General features: G+C 68.0%; 18 protein-coding genes and 2 pseudogenes. 8 read left to right on the top strand and 12 right to left on the bottom strand.

Annotation, left to right across the window (positions count from 1 at the left end):
* Positions 1–226: 226 nt before the first annotated feature.
* Positions 227–343: pseudogene (locus RH91_RS23605) on the bottom strand (PEPxxWA-CTERM sorting domain-containing protein); the annotation flags it as partial.
* 81 nt (positions 344–424) lie between these two features.
* A pseudogene (locus tag RH91_RS11545) lies at positions 425–1,459 on the bottom strand (NF038122 family metalloprotease); the annotation flags it as partial.
* A 274-nt stretch (positions 1,460–1,733) separates the two neighbouring features.
* On the opposite strand from RH91_RS11545, the gene RH91_RS11555 reads away from it, so the two are divergent.
* The 3 genes from RH91_RS11555 to RH91_RS11565 are packed head-to-tail and all read left to right on the top strand — an operon-like array spanning position 1,734 to position 5,291.
* Entirely contained in the window at positions 1,734–2,915 is a 1,182-nt protein-coding gene (locus RH91_RS11555; RefSeq protein ID WP_010162914.1) for a PepSY-associated TM helix domain-containing protein, read from the top strand.
* Positions 2,912–3,127 (top strand): hypothetical protein, encoded by a 216-nt coding sequence (locus RH91_RS11560; protein WP_010162915.1) that lies wholly within the window; start codon positions 2,912–2,914, stop codon positions 3,125–3,127. The genes RH91_RS11555 and RH91_RS11560 overlap by 4 nt, the downstream gene beginning before the upstream one ends.
* Before the next feature lie 4 nt (positions 3,128–3,131).
* Positions 3,132–5,291: a TonB-dependent receptor gene (locus RH91_RS11565; protein ID WP_010162916.1), complete on the top strand. Its 2,160-nt coding sequence runs from the start codon at positions 3,132–3,134 to the stop codon at positions 5,289–5,291.
* A gap of 351 nt (positions 5,292–5,642) precedes the next feature.
* Here the strand turns inward: RH91_RS11565 and RH91_RS11570 are convergent, their stop codons facing one another.
* Positions 5,643–7,811: a primosomal protein N' gene (locus RH91_RS11570; RefSeq protein ID WP_010162917.1), complete on the bottom strand. Its 2,169-nt coding sequence runs from the start codon at positions 7,809–7,811 to the stop codon at positions 5,643–5,645.
* A 247-nt stretch (positions 7,812–8,058) separates the two neighbouring features.
* On the opposite strand from RH91_RS11570, the gene RH91_RS11575 reads away from it, so the two are divergent.
* Positions 8,059–8,943, top strand: a complete 885-nt coding sequence (locus tag RH91_RS11575) for a tyrosine recombinase XerC (protein ID WP_029623802.1) — start codon at positions 8,059–8,061, stop codon at positions 8,941–8,943.
* Positions 8,944–9,009: 66 nt separating this feature from the next.
* Here the strand turns inward: RH91_RS11575 and RH91_RS11580 are convergent, their stop codons facing one another.
* From RH91_RS11580 to rsmI, 5 genes are all read right to left on the bottom strand, one after another.
* Entirely contained in the window at positions 9,010–9,687 is a 678-nt protein-coding gene (locus tag RH91_RS11580) for a type 1 glutamine amidotransferase domain-containing protein (RefSeq protein WP_010162919.1), read from the bottom strand.
* A 90-nt stretch (positions 9,688–9,777) separates the two neighbouring features.
* On the bottom strand, positions 9,778–10,377 hold the full coding sequence (locus RH91_RS11585; protein ID WP_010162920.1) for a DedA family protein: 600 nt from the start codon (positions 10,375–10,377) through the stop codon (positions 9,778–9,780).
* Positions 10,378–10,390: 13 nt separating this feature from the next.
* The gene (gene gshB / locus RH91_RS11590; RefSeq protein WP_010162921.1) at positions 10,391–11,341 is read right to left on the bottom strand and encodes a glutathione synthase; all 951 of its coding nucleotides are present in this window, start codon (positions 11,339–11,341) and stop codon (positions 10,391–10,393) included.
* A gap of 99 nt (positions 11,342–11,440) precedes the next feature.
* The gene (locus RH91_RS11595; RefSeq protein ID WP_010162922.1) at positions 11,441–11,794 is read right to left on the bottom strand and encodes a YraN family protein; all 354 of its coding nucleotides are present in this window, start codon (positions 11,792–11,794) and stop codon (positions 11,441–11,443) included.
* Positions 11,791–12,624, bottom strand: coding sequence for a 16S rRNA (cytidine(1402)-2'-O)-methyltransferase (rsmI, locus tag RH91_RS11600; protein WP_010162923.1), 834 nt, complete (start codon positions 12,622–12,624; stop codon positions 11,791–11,793). Before rsmI ends, RH91_RS11595 begins: the two co-directional genes overlap by 4 nt.
* 32 nt (positions 12,625–12,656) lie before the next feature.
* Between rsmI and RH91_RS11605 the strand changes: the two genes are divergently transcribed.
* On the top strand, positions 12,657–13,835 hold the full coding sequence (locus tag RH91_RS11605; protein WP_232283486.1) for a penicillin-binding protein activator: 1,179 nt from the start codon (positions 12,657–12,659) through the stop codon (positions 13,833–13,835).
* A gap of 58 nt (positions 13,836–13,893) precedes the next feature.
* On the opposite strand, the gene hemW is transcribed toward RH91_RS11605, so the two are convergent.
* Positions 13,894–15,060 (bottom strand): radical SAM family heme chaperone HemW, encoded by a 1,167-nt coding sequence (hemW, locus tag RH91_RS11610; protein WP_010162925.1) that lies wholly within the window; start codon positions 15,058–15,060, stop codon positions 13,894–13,896.
* Between the two features lie 83 nt (positions 15,061–15,143).
* Here hemW and RH91_RS11615 point away from each other — a divergent pair, with 83 nt between their 5' ends.
* Both RH91_RS11615 and RH91_RS11620 read left to right on the top strand, forming a co-directional pair.
* On the top strand, positions 15,144–15,668 hold the full coding sequence (locus RH91_RS11615) for a CAP domain-containing protein (RefSeq protein ID WP_081469580.1): 525 nt from the start codon (positions 15,144–15,146) through the stop codon (positions 15,666–15,668).
* Positions 15,669–15,905: 237 nt separating this feature from the next.
* Complete coding sequence (locus RH91_RS11620) at positions 15,906–16,517, top strand: PEPxxWA-CTERM sorting domain-containing protein (protein ID WP_010162927.1); 612 nt, start codon at positions 15,906–15,908, stop codon at positions 16,515–16,517.
* A 100-nt stretch (positions 16,518–16,617) separates the two neighbouring features.
* Here RH91_RS11620 and rdgB read toward each other — a convergent pair whose 3' ends face one another.
* Both rdgB and rph read right to left on the bottom strand, forming a co-directional pair.
* Entirely contained in the window at positions 16,618–17,262 is a 645-nt protein-coding gene (rdgB, locus tag RH91_RS11625) for an RdgB/HAM1 family non-canonical purine NTP pyrophosphatase (RefSeq protein ID WP_010162928.1), read from the bottom strand.
* Positions 17,259–17,975 (bottom strand): ribonuclease PH, encoded by a 717-nt coding sequence (rph, locus tag RH91_RS11630; protein WP_010162929.1) that lies wholly within the window; start codon positions 17,973–17,975, stop codon positions 17,259–17,261. Before rph ends, rdgB begins: the two co-directional genes overlap by 4 nt.
* Positions 17,976–18,072: 97 nt before the next feature.
* Between rph and RH91_RS11635 the strand changes: the two genes are divergently transcribed.
* On the top strand, positions 18,073–18,837 hold the full coding sequence (locus RH91_RS11635; protein WP_010162931.1) for an energy transducer TonB: 765 nt from the start codon (positions 18,073–18,075) through the stop codon (positions 18,835–18,837).
* A 200-nt stretch (positions 18,838–19,037) separates the two neighbouring features.
* On the opposite strand, the gene RH91_RS11640 is transcribed toward RH91_RS11635, so the two are convergent.
* Positions 19,038–19,823, bottom strand: a complete 786-nt coding sequence (locus RH91_RS11640) for an SDR family NAD(P)-dependent oxidoreductase (RefSeq protein ID WP_010162932.1) — start codon at positions 19,821–19,823, stop codon at positions 19,038–19,040.
* Between the last annotated feature and the right edge of the window lie 3 nt (positions 19,824–19,826).

Consider the following 19,826-nt stretch of genomic DNA (forward strand, 5'->3'; position numbering starts at 1 on the left):
CGCATTCAGGGTGACGCCGGGTGGTGAGGGCGACCTACCCCCCGTGCGCCGTCATGCTGAACTTGTTTCAGCATCCAGCCCTCCACTTGGGCGGCCAGCCAGTGTGGCACGGTGGACCCTGAAACGCGTTCAGGGTGACGCCCACTTTCGGAAATACGCCGGCGAAGCGTAACATCGCACGATGGGGGAGCGCCCGAAGACCGCTCCCCCACGGTCGTCGCGGCGATCAGCCCGCGCGGGCAGGCTGCGGTGCGACCGTCCCGCGGCGCCGGCGCAGCGCGCCGCCGATCCCGCCGAAGCCCAGCAGCATCATCGCCCAGGTGCTCGGCTCGGGCACCGCGCCGCCGAGCGAGCGATAGATGTCGGCGGTGCTGAAGCGGTAGTTCGGGTTTGCGAGAACGTCGAAGCCGACGTTCCAGCCGATCGCGTCATAGGCGGCGAGATCGAGCGCGGTGACTTCCTGCATCTGGCCGCGGCCCGAGGTCGGGTCGAGGATGCCGAGCTGCGGGATGTTCGCGGCGCTGTCCTTCCAGTGCGACGCCTGCGACCCGTCGCCATTGTCGGTCCCCGTCGAGAACAGCGAATCGCCGAACAGCTGCGACTTGCCGCCGTCGAGCGAGAAGAACTTCGGGGTTTCGGACGTCGACCAGTCGAGCGCGGTGTCGTCGCTGTGGCGGAACAGGTCGAGCGTGTTCATCACGACATAGTCCTCGACCGAGGTGATCGTGTTCGTGCCGTCCGCATTGCTCAAGGCGTCATACGTATCCACGCCCGAGATGAACCCGAGCGCATGGCCGATCTCGTGGATCGCGACGCCGATGAAGTCGAACGCGTTCTTGGCGATCCCGTCGCTCGGGTTGAAGTCGAAGGCGAAGGCGTTGCTGAACGAGATCTGGCCGTCGATCGCCTTCGGATCGATCGCCTCGTCGTTGACGTCGGTCTTGATGCCGAGTGCCTTGGCGTTCGCGCTCGTCATCGCGAGCGTCGAATTGTTGACGCTGCCGTCATTGTCGAGCCGCGTGACGTTGTCGACATAGCCGTCGTTCGTCTTGTTGATCGCATTGGCGATCGCGGTGACCGCGCCTGCCCCGGGGATGCTGGTGCTGACGCCCAGCGGCTGCAGCCCGGCCACCGCCTGCGCATCGAGCAGGCTCGTCTTGTCCTGCGCCAGCGCGGAGTAAGCCGCGGCCATCGAAGTGAGCGCGGTACCGCTGCCGGTGGATCCGAGGATGTTGGGGCCGAGTGGGCGGAACCCGATCTGCAGGTTGACCGTGACGTTGTCCTTGAGGACCGAAGACCAATAGGCCGTCGCGATGTCGAAACCGCTGCGGGCCTGAGTTCCTTCGGCAGCGCCACCAATATCGATCAGGTTGAAGTTCACCGCCTGCGCAGGCGACGTCGCCAAAATCGTCGTGCTGACTGCGAACGCGATCAGTGTCCGCAACTTTAGTCTACGCATGGAAGCCCCTCTTCAACGGTCGCCATCTGGATAATGGTTAACCTTCTCTTAACCAGACTATCAGCGCATTTTGCTTGGTCAACCCGTTGCCCGGAAAGATAAAGCATAAAGGTTTGAGGGTGTTGCAACCATGTCATGCCGACACTCTCGGCCGTGGGACAGGCGGCGCGGCCAGCCGCCGCGAAAGCCATGGCGGCATTTTGCGACTTGCTCGCAACAAGCCCCTGCGCTAGTCGCTGCGAATGCGTCGCAATAAAAACAACGGACACTTGCGGTGACGCGTGCGACGGTTCGCTTCTGGATCGCGCTGCACACCTGGAGCAGCCTGGCGTGCACGCTGTTCCTGCTGATGCTGTGCATCACCGGGCTGCCGTTGATCTTCCACGAGGAAATTGATGCCGCCACCGGCGATCCGGCGGCGGTCGTGTCCGGAGTCGCAGCGTCGGGGACGGACCCCGCGTTGCGCCCGCTCGATTCGGTCCTCGCGCGCGCGCTTGCGCAGCGCCCGGGGGAGATCCCGCTCTACATGGCGTTCTACGACGATCGACCGCTGATGACCGTCACCACCGGCGCACGCCCCGACGTGCCGGTGAGCGGCATGCATATCCAGATCATCAATCGCCTGACCGGCGAACCGGTGACGGAAGTGGGCAGCGGGCATGCGATCACCGAATTCCTGCTGCAGCTCCATACCGACATGTTCCTCGGGCTCGGCGGCGAGCTGTTCCTGGGCGTGATGGGGCTGGTGTTCTTCGTCGCGATCGTCTCGGGAGTGGTCGTCTACGCGCCGTTCATGCGCAAGCACGACTTCGGCATCCTGCGCACGACCCGGAGCACGCGGCTCAAGTGGCTCGATTATCACAATCTCATCGGGATCGTCGCGCTGGCGTGGATGAGTGTCGTTGGGCTTACCGGGGTGATCAACGCGTTCGTCACGCCGATCACCAAGGTGTGGCAGGCGAACGAGCTCGCCGCGATGACCCGTGCCTATGCCGGTCGCGCGCCGCTACCACCCGCGCGCTACGGCTCGGTCGACGCGGCGATGGCGACCGCAAGGCGGGCGATCCCGGGGATGAATCCCCAGTTCGTCGCCTTTCCGGGAACGGCGTTCAGCAGCGGGCATCATTACGGCGTGTTCTTCCAGGGCACGACTCCGCTGACCAAGCATCTGCTGACCACCGCGCTGGTCGACGCGGAAACCGCGACGCTCACTGATGCACGGCCGATGCCGTGGTATTTCAAGGCGCTGTCGCTGTCGCGCCCGCTTCACTTCGGCGATTACGGGGGCATGCCGCTCAAACTGCTGTGGGCAGTGCTCGATGCGTTCACGATCATCGTGCTCGGCTCGGGGGTCTATCTGTGGGTCGGCCGCCGGCGCTCGCTCGGCGATGCCACGCGGCTCGCCGCCGACCGCGCGGTGCGCGCACCTGTGTTTCAAGAGGGAATTTCGGGATGATTCGATCGACCTTTGCGCTTCCGGTGCTGATCGCGCTGGCGACGGTGTTCGGGCTGGTCGTCGCCCTGACCGGGGACGGGATGCGCGACGCGCTGAGCTGGATCGGCCTCGGGTGCCCGATCGCGGCGGTCGGCTGGGCGATGGCGCGGGTGCCGCGGGCGAAGCGTGCGCCGCTACGGTGGGCGTCGGTCGCCACGCTGGTTCGGGACTGAGCGGATGACGACCGTGTTCCGCCGATCCGCTTCGGCTCTCTCCTTTGCCGCCGCCGCGCTGGCGACCCCGGTCTTCGCGCAGAACGCAACGCCCGACGATTCCTCGGCCGACATCGTCGTCACCGCGCAGCGCCAGAACCGCACCGAAGTGTCGCGCGACGGGTCGGTCGGCGTGCTGGGGAACAAGGCGGCGGCGGACGTGCCGTTCAGCATCAAGAGCTACACTGCCGCGCTGATCCTCAACCAGCAGCCGCAGACGCTCGGGCAGGTGCTCGAGAACGATCCCTCGGTGCGCACCACCTATGGCTTCGGCAACGCTGCCGAGCAGTTCGTGATCCGCGGCTTCACGCTGTTCGGCGACGATATCGGCTTCAACGGGCAGTACGGCCTCACTCCGCGCCAGCTCGTCGCGCCCGAATTGTACGAACAGGTCCAGATCCTCAACGGCGCGAGCGCGTTCCTCAATGGCGCGGCACCCGGCGGATCGGGGATCGGCGGGAGCGTGAACCTCGTCTCCAAGCGGGCGGGCAACACACCACTTACCCGAGTGAGCGCGACCTATAGCGGCGACCGGCATTTCGGCGGCAGCTTCGACGTTGGCCGGCGGTTCGGCGGCGGCGGGGAGATTGGCGTGCGGATCAACGGCGCGTATCGCGCGGGCGACGTCGCGATCGACGACGAGTTCCGCCGTAGCGCGGTGATCGGCGCGGGGCTCGACTATCGCGGCGAGCGGCTGCGGCTGTCGCTCGATCTCGCGTATCAGCGGGTCCAGGTCCGAGACCTGCGCCCCAAGGTGACGATCGCCAGCGCGACGATCCCGCGCGTGCCCGACTCGACCGCCAATTACGGGCAGAAGTTCGCCTACACCACGCTGCGCGACCTCTTCGGGTCGGGCCGGATCGAATATGACGTCACCGACAACGCGATGCTCTACGCCGCCGCGGGCGCGCGCGACGGGAGCGAGCAGGGGATCTACAGCGGGATCACCGTCACCAACGCGGTGACGGGCGCGGCGAGCGGCACCGCTTTGTATGTCCCGCGCACCGACAATAACGAGACCGCGCAGGCGGGGCTTCGCGTCAAGCTCGCGGCGGGGGGCGTGACGCAGGAGATCAACGTCGGCGGGTCGATGATCTGGCAGGTCAATCGCAATGCGTATGACTTCCGCTACGGGGCGAGCTTCGACGGGTTCGCGACCAACCTCTACGATACGCAGCAGGTCGCGCTGCCCGCCTCGTTGCTGGTCGGGGGCAATCTCGCGGACCCGTTCCCGGTCTCGCGGACCCGGCTCGGCAGCGCGTTCGCGTCGGACACGATCGGGGTGCTCGACGACCGTGTGCTGCTGACCGCCGGGCTGCGGCTCCAGACGATCAACCAGCGCAGCTATTCGTACACCGACGGGTCGTTGAGCGGCACCTATGACGAGAGTGCGGTGACGCCGGTCTTCGGGCTGGTGGTCAAGCCGGTCAAAGGAGTGTCGCTGTTCGCGAACCGGATCGAGGGGTTGGCCGCAGGACCGGTCGCGCCGGCGGGGACGCTGAATGCGGGCGAAATCTTCGCGCCCTACACATCCACGCAATATGAGGTCGGCGGGAAGCTCGGGCTCGGGCGGTTCAACGCGAGCCTTGCGCTGTTCCAGACCGAGCAGCCGAGCGCGTACAGCATCGCGGTGACGCCGACGACGTTCCGCTACGGGGTGTTCGGCCAGCAGCGCAATCGCGGGATCGAGCTGAGCGTCGACGGCGAACTCACGCGGGGGTTGCGGGTGATCGCGGGCGGCTCGGTCAACGATGCCAAGCTGCGCAACACCGCTGGCGGGGCGAATGACGGCAACACCGCGGTCGGCGTGCCGGAGTATCTCATCAACGGCAATGTCGAGTGGGACACGCCGTTCCTGCGCGGGGTCACGCTGACCGGTCGGGTGGTCAACACCGGCAAGCAGCAGGTGAATGCGGCGAACAGCCTGTCGATTCCGTCGTGGACCCGGGTCGATCTGGGCGCGCGCTATGTCGCGGTCGTCGCAGACCGGCCGGTGACGTTCCGCGCGGGCGTCGATAACGTCGCGGACCGGCGGTATTGGGCGTCGTCGTTCGATTCGTTCGGGGCGGCGTTGCTGCAGGGCGCGCCGCGGACGGTGAAGCTGTCGGCTTCGGTGGATCTGTAGCGATACTCTGGCTGGCGTGGATCGGTTGAACCGAAGGCGCTTCCCCGGCGGAGGCGGGGGTCCAGTCGAAACGACGGATGCAATATCATGCATCCGCCCGCCTTCCGCCGTTTCGCCAATCGGCCCCGGCCTTCGCCAGACCTCTGCAAGAAGGCGCTCGAAGGTTTATCGTCACCCTTCGCCCCAAAGGCTGCCGTCATGCTGAACTTGTTTCAGCATCCACCGCGCAACAAGCACAGTCCGGACTCGCGGAGGGCTGGATCCTGAAACGAGTTCAGGATGACGGACGGTTTTGCAGAACTCGCGCCTTCTCCGGGGAAGCGGATTAAAGGTTTACCTCGTAACCGGCCGCTACACGAAGCTGTACGGATCGACGTCCACCACCACGCGCACCTTGGACGGCCAGTCCAAGCCGCCAAGCCACTCGCGCAACATGTCCTGCACGTCGAACGCGCGCCGCGCGTGGACCAGCAACCGATAGCGATGCCGCCCGCGCAGCATCGCGAGCGGCGCAGGCGCGGGGCCGTAAACCTCCATCGCCTCATGCGTCGGCGCGGACCGGCCGATCGCGCGCGCGGTCTCCAGCGCCGCGCCCTGATCCTCGCTCGAGATGACGATCCCCGCGAACCGCCCGAACGGCGGCGCGCCCGCCTCGCGGCGATGCTCGGTCTCGGCGGCGTAGAACGCTTCCGCATCCCCCGACACCAGCGCGCGCATCACGCTTGCGTCAGGGCTGTGCGTCTGGATGAAGACATGCCCCGGCTTCGCCCCACGCCCGGCACGGCCAGCCACCTGCATGATCTGCTGGAAGGTCCGCTCGCTCGCGCGCAGATCGCCGCCGTCGAGCCCGAGATCGGCGTCGATCACCCCCACCAACGTCAGATTGGGGAAGTGATAGCCCTTGGTCACCAATTGCGTGCCGACCACGATGTCGATGTCATGCGCCTCCATCCGCGCGACGAATTCGGCGGCCTTGGCGGGGGACCACATGGTGTCGGACGTCACCACCGCAGTCTTCGCATCGGGGAACATCGCGGCGACTTCGTCCGCGATCCGCTCGACCCCCGGGCCGACCGCCGCGAGCGTGTCCTCATTCTGGCATTCGGGGCAGACGCGCGGGACCGGCTCGGTATGCCCGCAATGGTGGCAGGCGAGGCGGCGGACGAGGCGATGCTCGACCATCCACGCGGTGCAATTGGGGCATTGGAAGCGATGCCCGCAGGTCCGGCACAAGGTCAGCGGGGCATAGCCGCGTCGGTTGAGGAACAGCAGCACCTGTTCGCGCCGTGCCAGCGTCTCGCCAATCGCGGTGACGAGCTTGGGCGCGATCCAGCGGCCGCGTTCGGGCGGGTCGGCGATCAGGTCGAGCGCCTGGATCGACGGCATTTCGGCAGCGCCCCAGCGGCCGGGAAGCTTGACCTCGGCATAACGACCGTTGGCGACTTGCTGGCGCGTCTCGATCGCGGGGGTGGCGGAGGCGAGCACGACCGGGATCTGCTCAAACTTGCCCCGCATCACCGCGACGTCGCGCGCGTGGTAATGGACGCCTTCCTCCTGCTTGAAGCTCGTCTCATGCGCTTCGTCGACGACGATCAGCCCGAGATTGGCATAAGGGAGAAACAGCGCCGAACGCGCGCCGACGGTGACGAGCGCCTGACCGCTCGCGATCGCGCGCCACGCGCGACGGCGCTGCGACGAGCGCAGCCCCGAATGCCACGCGACCGGCTGCACCCCGAAGCGCGCGGCGAAGCGCTTGAGGAACGGTTCGGTCAGCGCGATCTCGGGGAGCAGGACGAGCGACTGGCGGTTCGCGCGGATCGCCTCGGCGACCGCCTCGAAATAGACTTCGGTCTTGCCCGAGCCGGTGACGCCGTCGAGCAGCGTCGGTTTGAACGCTTTTGCGGCGACGTCCGCGACGAGGACGCCCGAGGCGGCGCGTTGGTCGGCGGAGAGCGCAGGCGCGGCGAAGGCGGGGTCGGGGCGGGGGAAGGGGCTGTCGATGTCAACCTCGACCGCTTCCAGCGCGCCGACCTTGACCAGCCCGCGGATCACCGCGTCGGAGACTTCCGCGATCGCGGCGAGTTCGCGGATCAGGCCCTGCGTCGTGCCGATCCGTTCGATCGCCTGCTCGCGCTGTGGGGTGAGGCGATCGGGGAGGGTGCCGGTCGCGCGATATTCGACGATCGTCTTCGCGCCTTCCAGCGCGGACGTGGAGGCGAGCGCCATCCGCACCACCGACGCGGGGGAGGCGAGGTAGTAATCCGCGGTCCATTCGACCAGCCGCCGCAAGGGCGCGGCGAGCGGGGGGACGGGCAGGACGCTGACGAGGTTGCGCAGGCGATTGTCGCCGACCTCGGCATCGGACGGCATGTGCTCGCTTTCCCACACCACGCCGAGCAACTGGCGCGGGCCGAGCGGCGCGACGACGATCGAGCCGGGTTCGACGTGCATGCCGTGCGGGACTCGGTAATCCAGCGGGCCGAGGGCGGCGTTGAGGAGGATGACGCGGGCGCGGGACATGAGGGGCATATGGCGAGTTGCGAGGGCGGGCGCAAAGGGGGCTTCTCCTTTCGCCCCTCCCCTTCAGGGGAGGGGGGCGCCTTTCTCAAGCCCCTCCCCTTCAGGGGAGGGGTTGGGGGTGGGGCTGTGCCTCGCAGAGAGTTGAGCTCTGCTGAACTCCCCCACCCCAACCCCTCCCCTGAAGGGGAGTGGCTTTAGAAAGAAGAAGCCGATTCTTTTGTCGGGCTACATCCGCTACACCGCCCCCATGAGCGACCTCCCCCGCGCCTATGCCGAGCATCTCGCGCGTGACCGCAGGCGCTCCCCGCATACCGTGCGCGCTTATGAGGCGACCGCGGTGCGGCTGTGCGGCTTCCTCCAGGACCATTGGGGCGAAGCGGTCGACCAGGCCGCACTCGCGCGCATCACCACCGCCGACCTGCGCGCCTTCCTCGCGGCGCGGCGCGGGGAGGGGATCGGCAATGCCTCGGCTGCGCGCGAATTGTCGGCGGTGCGGGGGTTCCTCGATCACGTCACCGGCGCGGGAACCACACCGCGCCTGAAAGGCCCGCGCGTCGCCAAGGGCGTGCCGCGCCCGATCTCGCCCGCCGAGGCGGTCGCGCTTGCGGAGGACGTATCCGAAGATCCGGATGAACCGTGGATTGGCGCGCGCGATTTCGCGGTGCTGCTGCTGCTCTACGGCGCGGGGCTACGCGTGGCGGAGGCGCTCGGGCTGACCGGTGCGGCGTTGCCGCTCGGCGCGACGCTGGTCGTGACGGGCAAGCGCGACAAGACGCGGATCGTTCCGCTGTTGCCGCAGGTGCGCGCGGCGATCGAGGCGTATGTCGCGCTGTGCCCCTATGGCACCGCGCGCGATGCCGAGCTGTTTCGCGGCGCGAAGGGCGGCCCGCTCTCGCCGCGGATGGTGCGGCGCGCGGTGCAGCGGGCGCGGGTGCGGCTACAATTGCCGGATCGGACGACGCCGCACGCGCTGCGGCATTCGTTCGCGACGCATCTGCTCGGGCGCGGGGCGGATTTGCGCGCGTTGCAGGAGTTGCTGGGGCATGCGAGCCTGAGCTCGACGCAGATCTATACGCAAGTCGACGCGGCGCATCTGCTCGACGTCTATCGCAACGCGCATCCGCGGGCGTAATGCCCGCCACCCCGGCGCAGGCCGGGGTGACGGGGAGCGGCGCAGAACGCTACCGCTGACGGAGGTTTAGCGCAGCGCCTCGACCAGCGCCTGCGCCGCGGCAGCGGACGACGCCGGGTTCTGTCCGGTGATCAGCAACCCGTCGCGCACGACGTGAACGCCCCAGTCGTCGGTCTTGGAGTAGATGCCACCCGCCGCGGTCAGCATGTCCTCGACCAGGAACGGCACCACGTCGGTCAGCCCGACCGCAGCTTCCTCGGTGTTGGTGAAGCCCGTGACCTTCTTGCCAGCGACCAGCGGCTTGCCGTCGGCTGCCTGCACGTGGCGGAGCACGCCCGGTGCATGGCACACCAGAGCGACCGGCTTGTCGACGGCGATCGCACCTTCGATCAGCGCGCGCGAGGTCGAGTCCTCGGCGAGATCCCACAGCGGACCGTGGCCGCCGGGATAGAAGACCGCGTCGAAATCCTCGATCTTGACCGAGTCGAGCCGCACCGTGCTGGCGAGCTGTGCCTTGGCATCGGCATCCGCTTCGAACCGGCGGGTATCGTCGGTCTTGGCGCTCTCGTCGGCGGACTTGGGGTCGAGCGGCGGCTGGCCACCCTTGGGGGAGGCGAGCGTCAGCGTGGCACCCGCCTGCTTGAGCACGTAATACGGCGCGGCGAGCTCCTCGAGCCAGAAGCCGGTCTTGGCGCCGGTGTCGCCGAGCTGGTCATGCGAGGTGAGGACGATCAGGATGTTCATAGTGTCTACTCCAGCGGACGATCAGCCCGCGCTGATCGGCAGATGGGTAGCGCACCCCGCGATTACTACCGCAGTGCAACAATGGTACGATCAGCCGCGCGGTTTCCACGTCAGCAGCCGCCAGACATAGCCGACAACGATCGCGACCGTCAGCGCGACCGCCGCCGGGCCGATATATGCATCGAGCGCGCGGAAATTCGCGCCGAGGTAATAGCCGGCCCAGGCGAGCCCCGTGTTCCAGATCGCCGACCCGGCCGCGGTCCACAGGATGAAGCGCAGGTGCGGCATCCGCGCCATGCCGGCGGGGAGCGACACCATCGTCCGGAACGCAGGCATGAAGCGGAACACGAACACGACCCATTGCCCGCGCGCCCGAAAGAACGCCTCGAGCTGCTCGACATGCTGCCAGTCGAGCGTCAGCCAGCGGCCATGCCGGTCGATGAACGGCCGCAGCCGGTGATAGCCGAGCCGGTAGCCGATCGCGTACCAGAAGTAATTTCCCGCGACCGTCCCCGCGGTGCCCGCAACGATCAGCGGGACGAGGCCCATCTGCCCGCGCGCGACCGCGATCCCGCCGAGCCCCATGATGACCTCGGACGGGATCGGCGGGAAGACGTTCTCCAGCACCATCAGCAGGAAAATGCCGAAATAGCCGCCCCAGGCGGTGAGATCGATGATCAGCTCGGTCATCGCGGACGGGCGGTCAGCCCGCGACCTTGCGTTCGATCGCGTCCCAGATCATCCCCGCGACATCGGTCCCGTCGAACCGCTCGATCGCGACGATGCCGGTGGGGGAGGTGACGTTGATCTCGGTCAGCCACTCGCCGCCGATCACGTCGATCCCGACGAACAGCAGTCCGCGCTTCTTGAGCTCCGGCCCGAGCACCGCACAGATCTCGCGCTCCTTGTCAGTCAGCTCGGTTTTCACCGCCGACCCGCCGACCGCGAGGTTGGAGCGGATCTCGCCTTCGCCCGGCAAGCGGTTGATCGCGCCTGCGACCTCGCCGTCGACCAGCACGATGCGCTTGTCGCCCTTCGCGACGTCGGGAAGGAACGCCTGCACCATGTGCGGCTCGCGCCACATGGTGTTGAAGACCTCGATCAGCGCGGACAGGTTCGCGCCGTCGCTGCCGACCTTGAAGATCGCCTTGCCGCCGTTGCCGTGGAGCGGCTTGATCACGATTTCCTTATGCTCCGCCAGGAACGCACGCGCCTCGTCGAGCGAGCGGGTGATCAGCGTCGGCGGCATGAACTGCGCGTAATCGAGCACGAACATCTTTTCGGGCGCGTTGCGGACCTGTGCGGGGTCGTTGACCACCAGGGTCCGTCCAGCGATCCGCTCGAGCAGGTGCGTCGCGGTGATATAGCCGAGGTCGAACGGCGGATCCTGCCGCATCAGCACGACGTCTGCCTCGTCGCCCAGGTCGAGGTTCACCGGTTCGCCGAGCGTGAAATGGTTGCCCTCGACACGCTGGACGGTGACCGGCTCGGCCTTCGCCCAGACCCGGCCGTTCGAATAGTTGAGCGCCTCGGCGGTGTAGTGGAACAGCTTGTGCCCGCGCTGCTGCGCCGACAGCATCAGCGCGAAGGTCGAATCGCCCGTGATGTTGATGGAAGCGATGGGGTCCATCTGGACGGCGACTGTCAGGCTCATTGATCGTAACTCCGTCGGGGACTGTTCCGTCACCCCGGCGCAGATAGGGGGTCGATCGCACCGTGTCACCCCGGACCGCTCCGCGATGACGGGAGGGGTTCACCCGATCCACGCATTCTCGATATGCCGCGGGCGCACCCCCGGCGCGAGCAGGAGCACGTCGACGCGGATGTCGTCGCCGGGCCCCGCGAAGCGCGGCATCAGCACTTCCGCCGCCGCCGCGACGCGTGCCAGCCGCCGCTCGTCGATCGCGAAGTCGAGCGCGGCGGCAGTCTTGCGCTGCTTGACCTCGACGAACGCCACCAGCCGGTCTTTGCGCGCGACCAGATCGACCTCGCCCGCCGGCGTCCGCACGCGCCGCGCGAGGATCTCCCAGCCGTGCAGCCGCAGCCACCATCCCGCGAGCCGTTCGCCCCGTCGCCCGGCAGCTTCGGCGACGCGGCGATCTCTCACGCCTTCAATTCCAGTGCGCGCGCATACAGCGACTTGCGGTCGAGCCCGAGTTTCTTGGCGACCTCGCTCGCCGCCTGTCCGGTCGAGAGGCGCGTCAACGCCTCGGTCAGCGCGGTGTCGGCATCCTCCGCGCTCGCTGCCTCGGGCGCGCCCGGCGGGGCGACGACCACGACGATCTCCCCCTTGGGCGGCGCATCGGCATAGCGCGCGGCGAGCATCGACAGCGTTCCCGTCACCGCTTCCTCGAAATGCTTGGTGATCTCGCGCGTCACCGCCGCCTCGCGATCGCCGAGCCCCTCCGCGAGTGCTGCGAGCGTGACGCCAAGCCGCGGGCCGGATTCATACAGCACCAGCGTCGCGCGGATCGTCGCGATCTCGGCGATCGCGGTCGCGCGCGCCTGCGCCTTGGCGGGCAGGAAGCCGACGAACAGGAAGCGGTCGGTCGGCAACCCCGCGAGCGTCAGCGCCGCCACCGCCGCGCACGGCCCCGGGATCGTCCACACCGTATGCCCCGCCGCGCGCGCATCGCGGACGAGCTTGTAGCCCGGGTCCGAGATCAGCGGCGTCCCCGCATCCGAAACGAGCGCGACCGGCTCCATCCCCATCCGCGCAATCAGCCCGGGGCGGACCTCCTCGGCATTGTGGTCGTGATACGGCACCATCGGGCGCTTGACCCCGATGTGATGCAGCAGCTTCGCCGTCACGCGGCTGTCTTCCACCGCAATCACAGCGGCATGGCTCAGGATATGCGCCGCCCGCGGCGACAGATCGCCGAGATTGCCGATGGGGGTGGCAACGATGTAGAGGCCCGGGGATAGATCATTGGTCATCAGGGACGGTCATGGCAGAGCGGGATACGGACATGCAACGACGCATCGGCATCAGGCGGCTGGGACAGGCCTCCTTGGTCGCGGGTGCGATCGTCCTCAGCGGGTGCCAGACGGTGGTCCCGCGCGGCCCGGTGCCGCGCCCGCGCGCGCCGACGGGGCCGAGCCAGCCGCAGCAGCCGGTGTTCGAGCAGGGCATTCCCAAGGACACCGCGCGCCACCGCGTCGCGCTGCTCGTCCCGTTGAGCGGGAGCAATGCGGGGGTGGGGCAGAGCCTCGCCAATGCGACTCAGCTCGCGTTGCTCGATTCGCGCAACGAATCGGTCCGGATCACGACCTATGATACCGCCCCCGGTGCCGCCGCCGCCGCGCAGCGCGCGCTCGCGGACGGCAACCAGTTGATCCTCGGGCCGCTGCTGGCCGACGACGTCCGCGCGGTCGCACCGATCGCCAAACAGGCGCACGTGCCGGTGGTGAGCTATTCGAACGACACCACCGCGGCGGGCAACGGCGTGTACCTGATGGGCTATGTCCCCGCGCAGTCGATCGCCCGCGTGGTCGAGTATGCGAAGGCGCACGGCGTCACCAGCTTCGGCGGGCTCGTCCCCAACGGGGTGTATGGCGAGCGCGCGTCGACCGCGTTCCTGCGCGCGGTGGAATCCGCCGGGGGCCGGGTCGGGTCGCTCCAGACCTATGACCGGGTGACCGGATCGATGAGCGCGGCGATCACGCGGATGGCGAAGAGCGCGCCGTATCAGGCAGTGCTGATCGCCGACGGCGGCAATGCGGCGGCGGCGGGAGTTCCCGTGCTGCGCCGCAACGGCATGGGCGGCGCACGGATCATCGGGACCGAATTGTGGAATTCGGACAGCACGATCGCGGGCAAGGTGGCGTTGAACGGCGCGTGGTTCGCGAGCGTGTCGGACGGATTGTACCGGCAATATGCCGCCAAATATCGCGCGCGGTTCGGCTCGGCGCCGTTCCGGCTGTCGAGCCTCGGCTATGATTCGGTGCTGCTGACGATCCGCATCATGCGTGACTGGCCGATCGGCACGGCGTTCCCCGAGGACAAGTTGCGCGATCGTGGCGGTTTCGCCGGGATCGACGGCGCGTTCCGCTTCGGCCGCGACAGTGTGGCCGAGCGCGCGCTCGAAGTGCAGGAGATTCGTAGCGGGACGACGGTGACGGTGTCGCCTGCGCCGACCGGGTTCTGATCCAGGGCGCCGGGGTGGCGGCAAGGCGTCCGTCACCCCGGCACGCCTGATTTGCGCGCTACGCCGTTCGCACCACCAGCGGCAGGATCGCATCGAGCAGCAGCATCCCCGCTTCGGTCACCCCCATCCAGTCGCCGTCGCGCGCGACCAGTCCCAGCGTGACAAGCCGCTCCGCAGCGGGCGCATCGATCAGACCGTCGACGCTCGTCTCGCCCAAGCGCGCGATCCGCGCGAGATCGACACCCTCGCGCAGCCGCAGCCCCATCAGCAGCGCCTCGGTCGCGCGGTCGGCGGGGACGAGCGGTTCCTCGATCTGCGCGCCATGTCCGTTGCGCGCGACCGCGCCGATCCAGTTCTCGGGCTTCTTGTGCCGCGCGGTCGCGAGTCCGCCGCGTCGCCCGTGTGCGCCGGGACCGACCCCGGCGTAATCGCGGTAGCGCCAGTAGACGAGGTTGTGCCGGCTTTCCGCGCCAAGGCGCGCGTGGTTGGAGATTTCATATGCCGGCAATCCCGCCGCCGCGGTCATCGCGCGCGTTGCCTCGAACAAATCCGCCGCCGAATCCCCATCGGGAATGACGATCCGCCCCGCCGCCGCCTCGGTCGCGAAGCGGGTGCCCGGTTCGATCGTGAGCTGGTACAGCGACAGATGCTCGGTCCCGAAGCCGATCGCGCGCGCGAGCTCGGCTTCCCACGCGTCGATCCGCTGGCCGGGGCGCGCGTAGATCAGGTCGAAGCTGACGCGCGCGAACGCCGCCTGAGCGGTGGCGAGCGCGCCGAGTCCCTCGGTCACGTCATGCGCGCGGCCGAGGAAGCGGAGCGCGTCGTCGTCGAGCGCCTGCAACCCGAGCGACACGCGATTGACCCCGGCCCGCGCGATATCCGCGAAGCGCGCCGCCTCGACCGAGGAGGGGTTGGCCTCGAGCGTGATCTCGATGTCGGGCTCGGGCGGCCAATACCCGGTGGCGGCATCGATCACCGCCGCGACCGTCTCGGGTGGCATCAGCGACGGTGTGCCGCCGCCGAAGAAGATCGAGCCGAGCCGTCGTCCGGGCAATGCATCGGCTTCGTGCCTCAGGTCGGCGAGCAGCGCCTTGCGCCACGCGTCCTGGTCGACCACGTCGCGGACGTGGCTGTTGAAGTCGCAATACGGACATTTCGAGACGCAGAACGGCCAGTGCACATAAAGCGCTAACGGCGGCGGGGTAGGATCGATCGTGGCGGGCATTGTCCGCGCTATGACGGCAGACGGGCATGGTGGGAAGGTTGACGGGGTTGAAAAGGCGGATCGCGGTGGGTGTTCTCGCGCTGATGACGGTGGGGGCGTGCCAGGCACAGGAGCCAGAACGCGTGGTCGAGCCGCGCACCCGGATCGGCAATTATCCGCGCGGGGCGGCGCTGCTGCGCGCGGCGATGCTCGGCGGCCATGCCGATGCGCGCGCCGAAGTCGGTGCCCCGCCGCTGATATGGGACGAGACCCTCGTCGCCGACGCGGCGGTCTATGCCGCCGAACTGGCCGAAACCGAACGGTTCCGCCACGCCGACCAGCCGATGGGACCGGGCCGGGAGGGGGAGACGCTGTTCCGGGGAACGCGCGGGGCCTATTCGTATCGCGAGATGGTCGACCTGTGGGTCGCCGAGAAAAAGGACTTCGTCGATGCGGCGACGCCCTATTTCAGCCGGACCGGGCGCGGCGAGGATGTCGCGCATTACACCCAGATCATCTGGCGGGCGACGACCCACGTCGGCTGCGCAATGGCGAGCAGCGCGCAGGATGATTATCTGGTGTGCCGTTACTCGCCGCCGGGCAATGTGGTCGGCCAGCGCGTCAGTTGAGTCGCTCGGCCGGCGGACATGGTTAACATCGGCGGTGTGATCTGGTTCGAAGATAAAGCCAATAACAGCTGACGCAGTCGCCAAACAATATTGGCGATATTAACGTTACTCTTCCTAATTCGGAACAGATGCTGGTTAACGGGTCGTTATGATGCGTTGATGACGGTTTTTATTGGCGATACACCCGTTCTTACCAAGCGGCCTGTTGACGGCCCAGTATCAAAAGGGGTGTGACCAATGAAGATGATCAACGGCCTGTATGCCGCCGCCGCGCTTGCCAGCGCCCTCGTCGCGATGCCGGCCGTGGCCGCAACCCCGATCGTCAGCGCGGGCAAGCTGACCGGCGCGACCGGCGTCGAGATCGGTGGCAAGAGCTACGACGTCGCGTTCCTGGATGGCACCTGCGGCAGCGTCTTCGGCGCGTGCAACGCCAGCCACTTCACCTTCACCAGCCTGTCGAGCGCGATGACGGCAAGCAACGCGTTGCTGTCGCAGGTCTTCGTCAACGGCGCAGCGGGTGCGTTCGACACCCGGCCGAACCTGACCGCCGGCTGCACCAGCAGCGTCGTCTGCAACATCCTGATCCCGTACGCACAGGGCTTCGGGGTCGTGCTGGCGGGCGATGCGGTCAACAGCTTCACCACGTCGCTCGACTTCAGCGCGCCCGCCTCGATCGGGGCGAACGCCTCGACCGCGACGCTGGGCAGCTATGTCTATGCGAAGTTCACGCCATCGGTGACCGCTGCAGTGCCCGAGCCCGCGACCTGGGCGATGATGTTCGCCGGGTTCGGCCTGATGGGCGCCGCCCTGCGCTACCGCAAGCGTTCGACCAAGCTCAGCTTCGCCTGAGCTCCGGCGGAACGGTAATGAAAAACCCGGCGGTCTGGCGACCGCCGGGTTTTTTGCGTGGGCGACCGTCCCGACGGTCTGGATCGCGCGGTGCGCGTCGTTACAGCACCGCCGCGGTCATCTGCGCGAAGGCGGCGGCGCGGTGGCTGATCGCGTGTTTCTGCGCGGGGTCCATCTCGGCGTAGGTCTGTTCGCCGCCGGTGGGCACGAACACCGGGTCGTAGCCGAACCCGACGTCCCCGCGCGGCGGCCACGTCAGCGAACCCTCGGCGCGGCCCTCGAACCACTGGACGTGCCCGTCGGGCCACGCGAGCGCGAGGACGCAGACGAAATGCGCGCTGCGGCTCGCGTCAGGCCCCTTGGCGGCGAGCGCGTCCTCGACCTTGGTCATCGCCAGCGTCCAGTCGCGCCCGTTGGGCGTTTCCGCCCAATTGGCGGTGTAGACGCCCGGATCCCCGCCGAGCGCCTCGACGCACAGCCCGCTGTCATCGGCGAGCGCGGGGAGGCCCGACAGGTCGGCGGCCTGCAGCGCCTTCAGCTCGGCATTGGCGACGAAGGTCGTGCCGGTTTCCTCGGGCTCGGGCAGGTCGAGATCGGCGGCCGAGATCGCCTCGATCCCGTGTTCGGCGAGCAGCGCGCCGATTTCTCGGACCTTGCCCGCATTATGGCTGGCGATCACCAGCTTGCCGGGGGCAAGCTTGCGGATCGCCTGGGGCGGCACGCCCTCCTGCGGGGTCGGCGTCACTTGGCGACCGCGCGCGCCTGTGCCGCGAAGATGTCGGTGCAGCCGATCCGCGCCAGACGGAGCAGGCGGAGCAGCGCTTCCTCGTCATAGGTCGCGCCTTCGGCGGTCGCCTGGACTTCGGCGATGTTGCCGTTTTCGAGCAGGACGAAATTGGCGTCCGCGTCGGCGTTCGAATCCTCGTCGTAATCGAGGTCGAGCACCGGCGTGCCCTTGTAGATGCCGCAGCTGACCGCCGCGACCTTCTGCGTCAGCGGGTCGGCGGTGAGCTTGCCGCTCGCCATCAGCCCGTCGATCGCGAGCCGGAGCGCGACCCATGCGCCCGAGATCGATGCGGTGCGCGTGCCGCCATCCGCCTGGATCACGTCGCAATCGAGCACGATCTGGCGCTCGCCGAGCAGCTTGAGATCGGTGACCGCGCGCAAGGAGCGGCCGATCAGGCGCTGGATTTCCTGCGTGCGACCGGACTGTTTGCCCTTGGCGGCTTCGCGGCTGCCACGGGTGTGCGTCGCGCGCGGGAGCATGCCATATTCGGCGGTGACCCAGCCTTCGCCCTTGCCGCGCAGGAAGGGCGGGACCTTTTCCTCGATCGAGGCGGTGACGAGGACCTTGGTGTCACCAAAACCGATCAGCACCGATCCTTCGGCGTGACGCGTGAAACGCGGCTCGATCGTGATGCTGCGCATCTGGTCGGGGGTACGGCCGCTTGGGCGCATCGGGAATCTCCTGAGAATGGTCGCGACGACCTACCCGTGCGTTCGGACGGTGTCACCCCTATCTGAGGGGGCCACGACCGCGGAGCCCGACCCCCTGATGACGACCTACCAAGCTTCCTCGACTGGCGACCGGATCAAGGGGGCGGGGGGTGCTGCGTTGCTGGTGGTGGCGATCGGATACGGGCTGGTCACGGGGCTGTCGGTCGATTTCCGCACGCGCGTGGTCGAGGAGATGAAGGCGTTTTCGGTGCTGCCGCCCGCTCCGCCGCCGCCCAAGAAAGACGTCGTGCCCGCACCCCGCAAGGCGGAGAAGCGCAAGGAGGCCGAAGCCGCACCGCCCAACCTGACCGCCAAGCCGACCGAAGTCGTCGCGCTGCCGCCGGTCATCCGCCTGCCCAAGCCGCCGCCGATCGTGGTCGCGCCGGTGGCCGGGCCGGGGAGCGACTCGAAGGCGGGGGCGGCACCCGTGATTGGGCCGGGGACGGGGAGCGGGGGGCAGGGCAATGGCCGGGGCAGTGGTCGCGGTGGGGATGGCGACGGCGGCGGGGGCGGGGAGATCCCGCTCGAGCTGATCAGTGGGCCGCTTCGCTATCGCGATCTGCCGCGAGACCTGTACGCGGCAAATGTCACAGGCACCGTCGAAATGGAATTTGTCGTCGGCATCAAGGGGCGCGTCACCGCGTGCCGAATCACCCGTTCTAGCGGCAACGCCCGGCTGGACGCGGCGACGTGCGGGTTGACCGTCGCAAAGCTTCGTTACCGTCCGACCAGGACTGCGGCCGGAATGGCCGTCCCGGATACGGTTGCAGGCGAGCAGGTTTGGACGTCGGACATTGGGGAAGGCGGGGACGAGGAGGACTGACGGAGGGCGCGCTACCAACTCTGATGCTTCCCCGGCGAAGGCCGGGGCCCAGTAGAGAGATCGGAGGAGATCGGGCACAGCGTCCGCTTCTACCCGTCTCACTATTGGGCCCCGGCCTTCGCCGGGGAAGGGCTAAAAAGGGAGGCGTGGTTAGCTGTTATCCCCGACGCGCCCGGCCGGGGATAACCCTCACTCGCGCGTTACTCCTCCCCGCTGCCGGGCTCGGCCATCTTGCGATGCTGCTCGGCGACGAACGACGGGGGCAAGACGCCCGTCGCCGCGACCTGCAGCTTGTTCGACAGCCCCGAGACGATGCTGCCCTTGCCCGCGAACAACGCGTCCCAGCCGTCCTTTGCAACCTTGGCCGGGTCGCTCTTGCTGTCGCTCTGGCCGACGCTGGTGTCGTTCATGCCGGCGCGGTCGAAGAACTCGGTCTCGACCGGGCCGGGCATCAGCGTCGTGATCGTGACGCCCTTCGACTCCTTGATCTCGTTGCGCAAAGCCTCGGTCCAATTGTCCACGAACGCCTTGGTGCCGTTATAGACCGCGTTGAACGCGCCCGGGATGTAGCCCGCGACCGACCCGGTCACGAGGATCTTGCCATCGTCGCGCGCGACCATGTCCTTGAGGACACGCTGGATAAGATAGACCGTGCCCGTGATGTTGGTGTCGACCGAACGCCGCCACTTGGCGACATCCTGATCGAGGAACGCACCGCCGGTGCCGATCCCGGCATTGGCGCACAGCAGGTCGACCTGACGGCCCCCGGTGGCATCGAGCAACTGGTCGACGCCGTCGATCGACGACAGGTCGGCGTTGACCGACTGGACGTCGGTGCCGAACTGCTTGAAGTCGGCGGCGGCGGAATCGATCAGCGCCTCGTTGGCGACGACGACCAAGTCGTAGCCGTTCTGCGCCGCGAGCGTGGCGAGTTCGAAGCCGATCCCGGTCGATGCGCCGGTGACGATTGCAAGTTTGTTGGCCATGAT

Source organism: Sphingomonas sp. PAMC 26617 (assembly GCF_000242835.1).
GTDB lineage: Bacteria > Pseudomonadota > Alphaproteobacteria > Sphingomonadales > Sphingomonadaceae > Sphingomonas.

What these genes read in the sequence shown, in the direction of transcription:
- RH91_RS11560 (WP_010162915.1), top strand. Translation starts at nt 2,912, where the DNA reads ATGATTCGATCGACCTTTGCGCTTCCGGTGCTGATCGCGCTGGCGACG.
- RH91_RS11565 (WP_010162916.1), top strand. Translation starts at nt 3,132, where the DNA reads ATGACGACCGTGTTCCGCCGATCCGCTTCGGCTCTCTCCTTTGCCGCC.
- RH91_RS11570 (WP_010162917.1), bottom strand. Translation starts at nt 7,811, where the DNA reads ATGTCCCGCGCCCGCGTCATCCTCCTCAACGCCGCCCTCGGCCCGCTG.
- RH91_RS11575 (WP_029623802.1), top strand. Translation starts at nt 8,059, where the DNA reads ATGAGCGACCTCCCCCGCGCCTATGCCGAGCATCTCGCGCGTGACCGC.
- RH91_RS11580 (WP_010162919.1), bottom strand. Translation starts at nt 9,687, where the DNA reads ATGAACATCCTGATCGTCCTCACCTCGCATGACCAGCTCGGCGACACC.
- RH91_RS11585 (WP_010162920.1), bottom strand. Translation starts at nt 10,377, where the DNA reads ATGACCGAGCTGATCATCGATCTCACCGCCTGGGGCGGCTATTTCGGC.
- gshB (WP_010162921.1), bottom strand. Translation starts at nt 11,341, where the DNA reads ATGAGCCTGACAGTCGCCGTCCAGATGGACCCCATCGCTTCCATCAAC.
- rsmI (WP_010162923.1), bottom strand. Translation starts at nt 12,624, where the DNA reads ATGACCAATGATCTATCCCCGGGCCTCTACATCGTTGCCACCCCCATC.
- RH91_RS11605 (WP_232283486.1), top strand. Translation starts at nt 12,657, where the DNA reads ATGCAACGACGCATCGGCATCAGGCGGCTGGGACAGGCCTCCTTGGTC.
- hemW (WP_010162925.1), bottom strand. Translation starts at nt 15,060, where the DNA reads ATGCCCGCCACGATCGATCCTACCCCGCCGCCGTTAGCGCTTTATGTG.
- RH91_RS11615 (WP_081469580.1), top strand. Translation starts at nt 15,144, where the DNA reads ATGACGGTGGGGGCGTGCCAGGCACAGGAGCCAGAACGCGTGGTCGAG.
- RH91_RS11620 (WP_010162927.1), top strand. Translation starts at nt 15,906, where the DNA reads ATGAAGATGATCAACGGCCTGTATGCCGCCGCCGCGCTTGCCAGCGCC.
- rph (WP_010162929.1), bottom strand. Translation starts at nt 17,975, where the DNA reads ATGCGCCCAAGCGGCCGTACCCCCGACCAGATGCGCAGCATCACGATC.
- RH91_RS11635 (WP_010162931.1), top strand. Translation starts at nt 18,073, where the DNA reads ATGACGACCTACCAAGCTTCCTCGACTGGCGACCGGATCAAGGGGGCG.
- RH91_RS11640 (WP_010162932.1), bottom strand. Translation starts at nt 19,823, where the DNA reads ATGGCCAACAAACTTGCAATCGTCACCGGCGCATCGACCGGGATCGGC.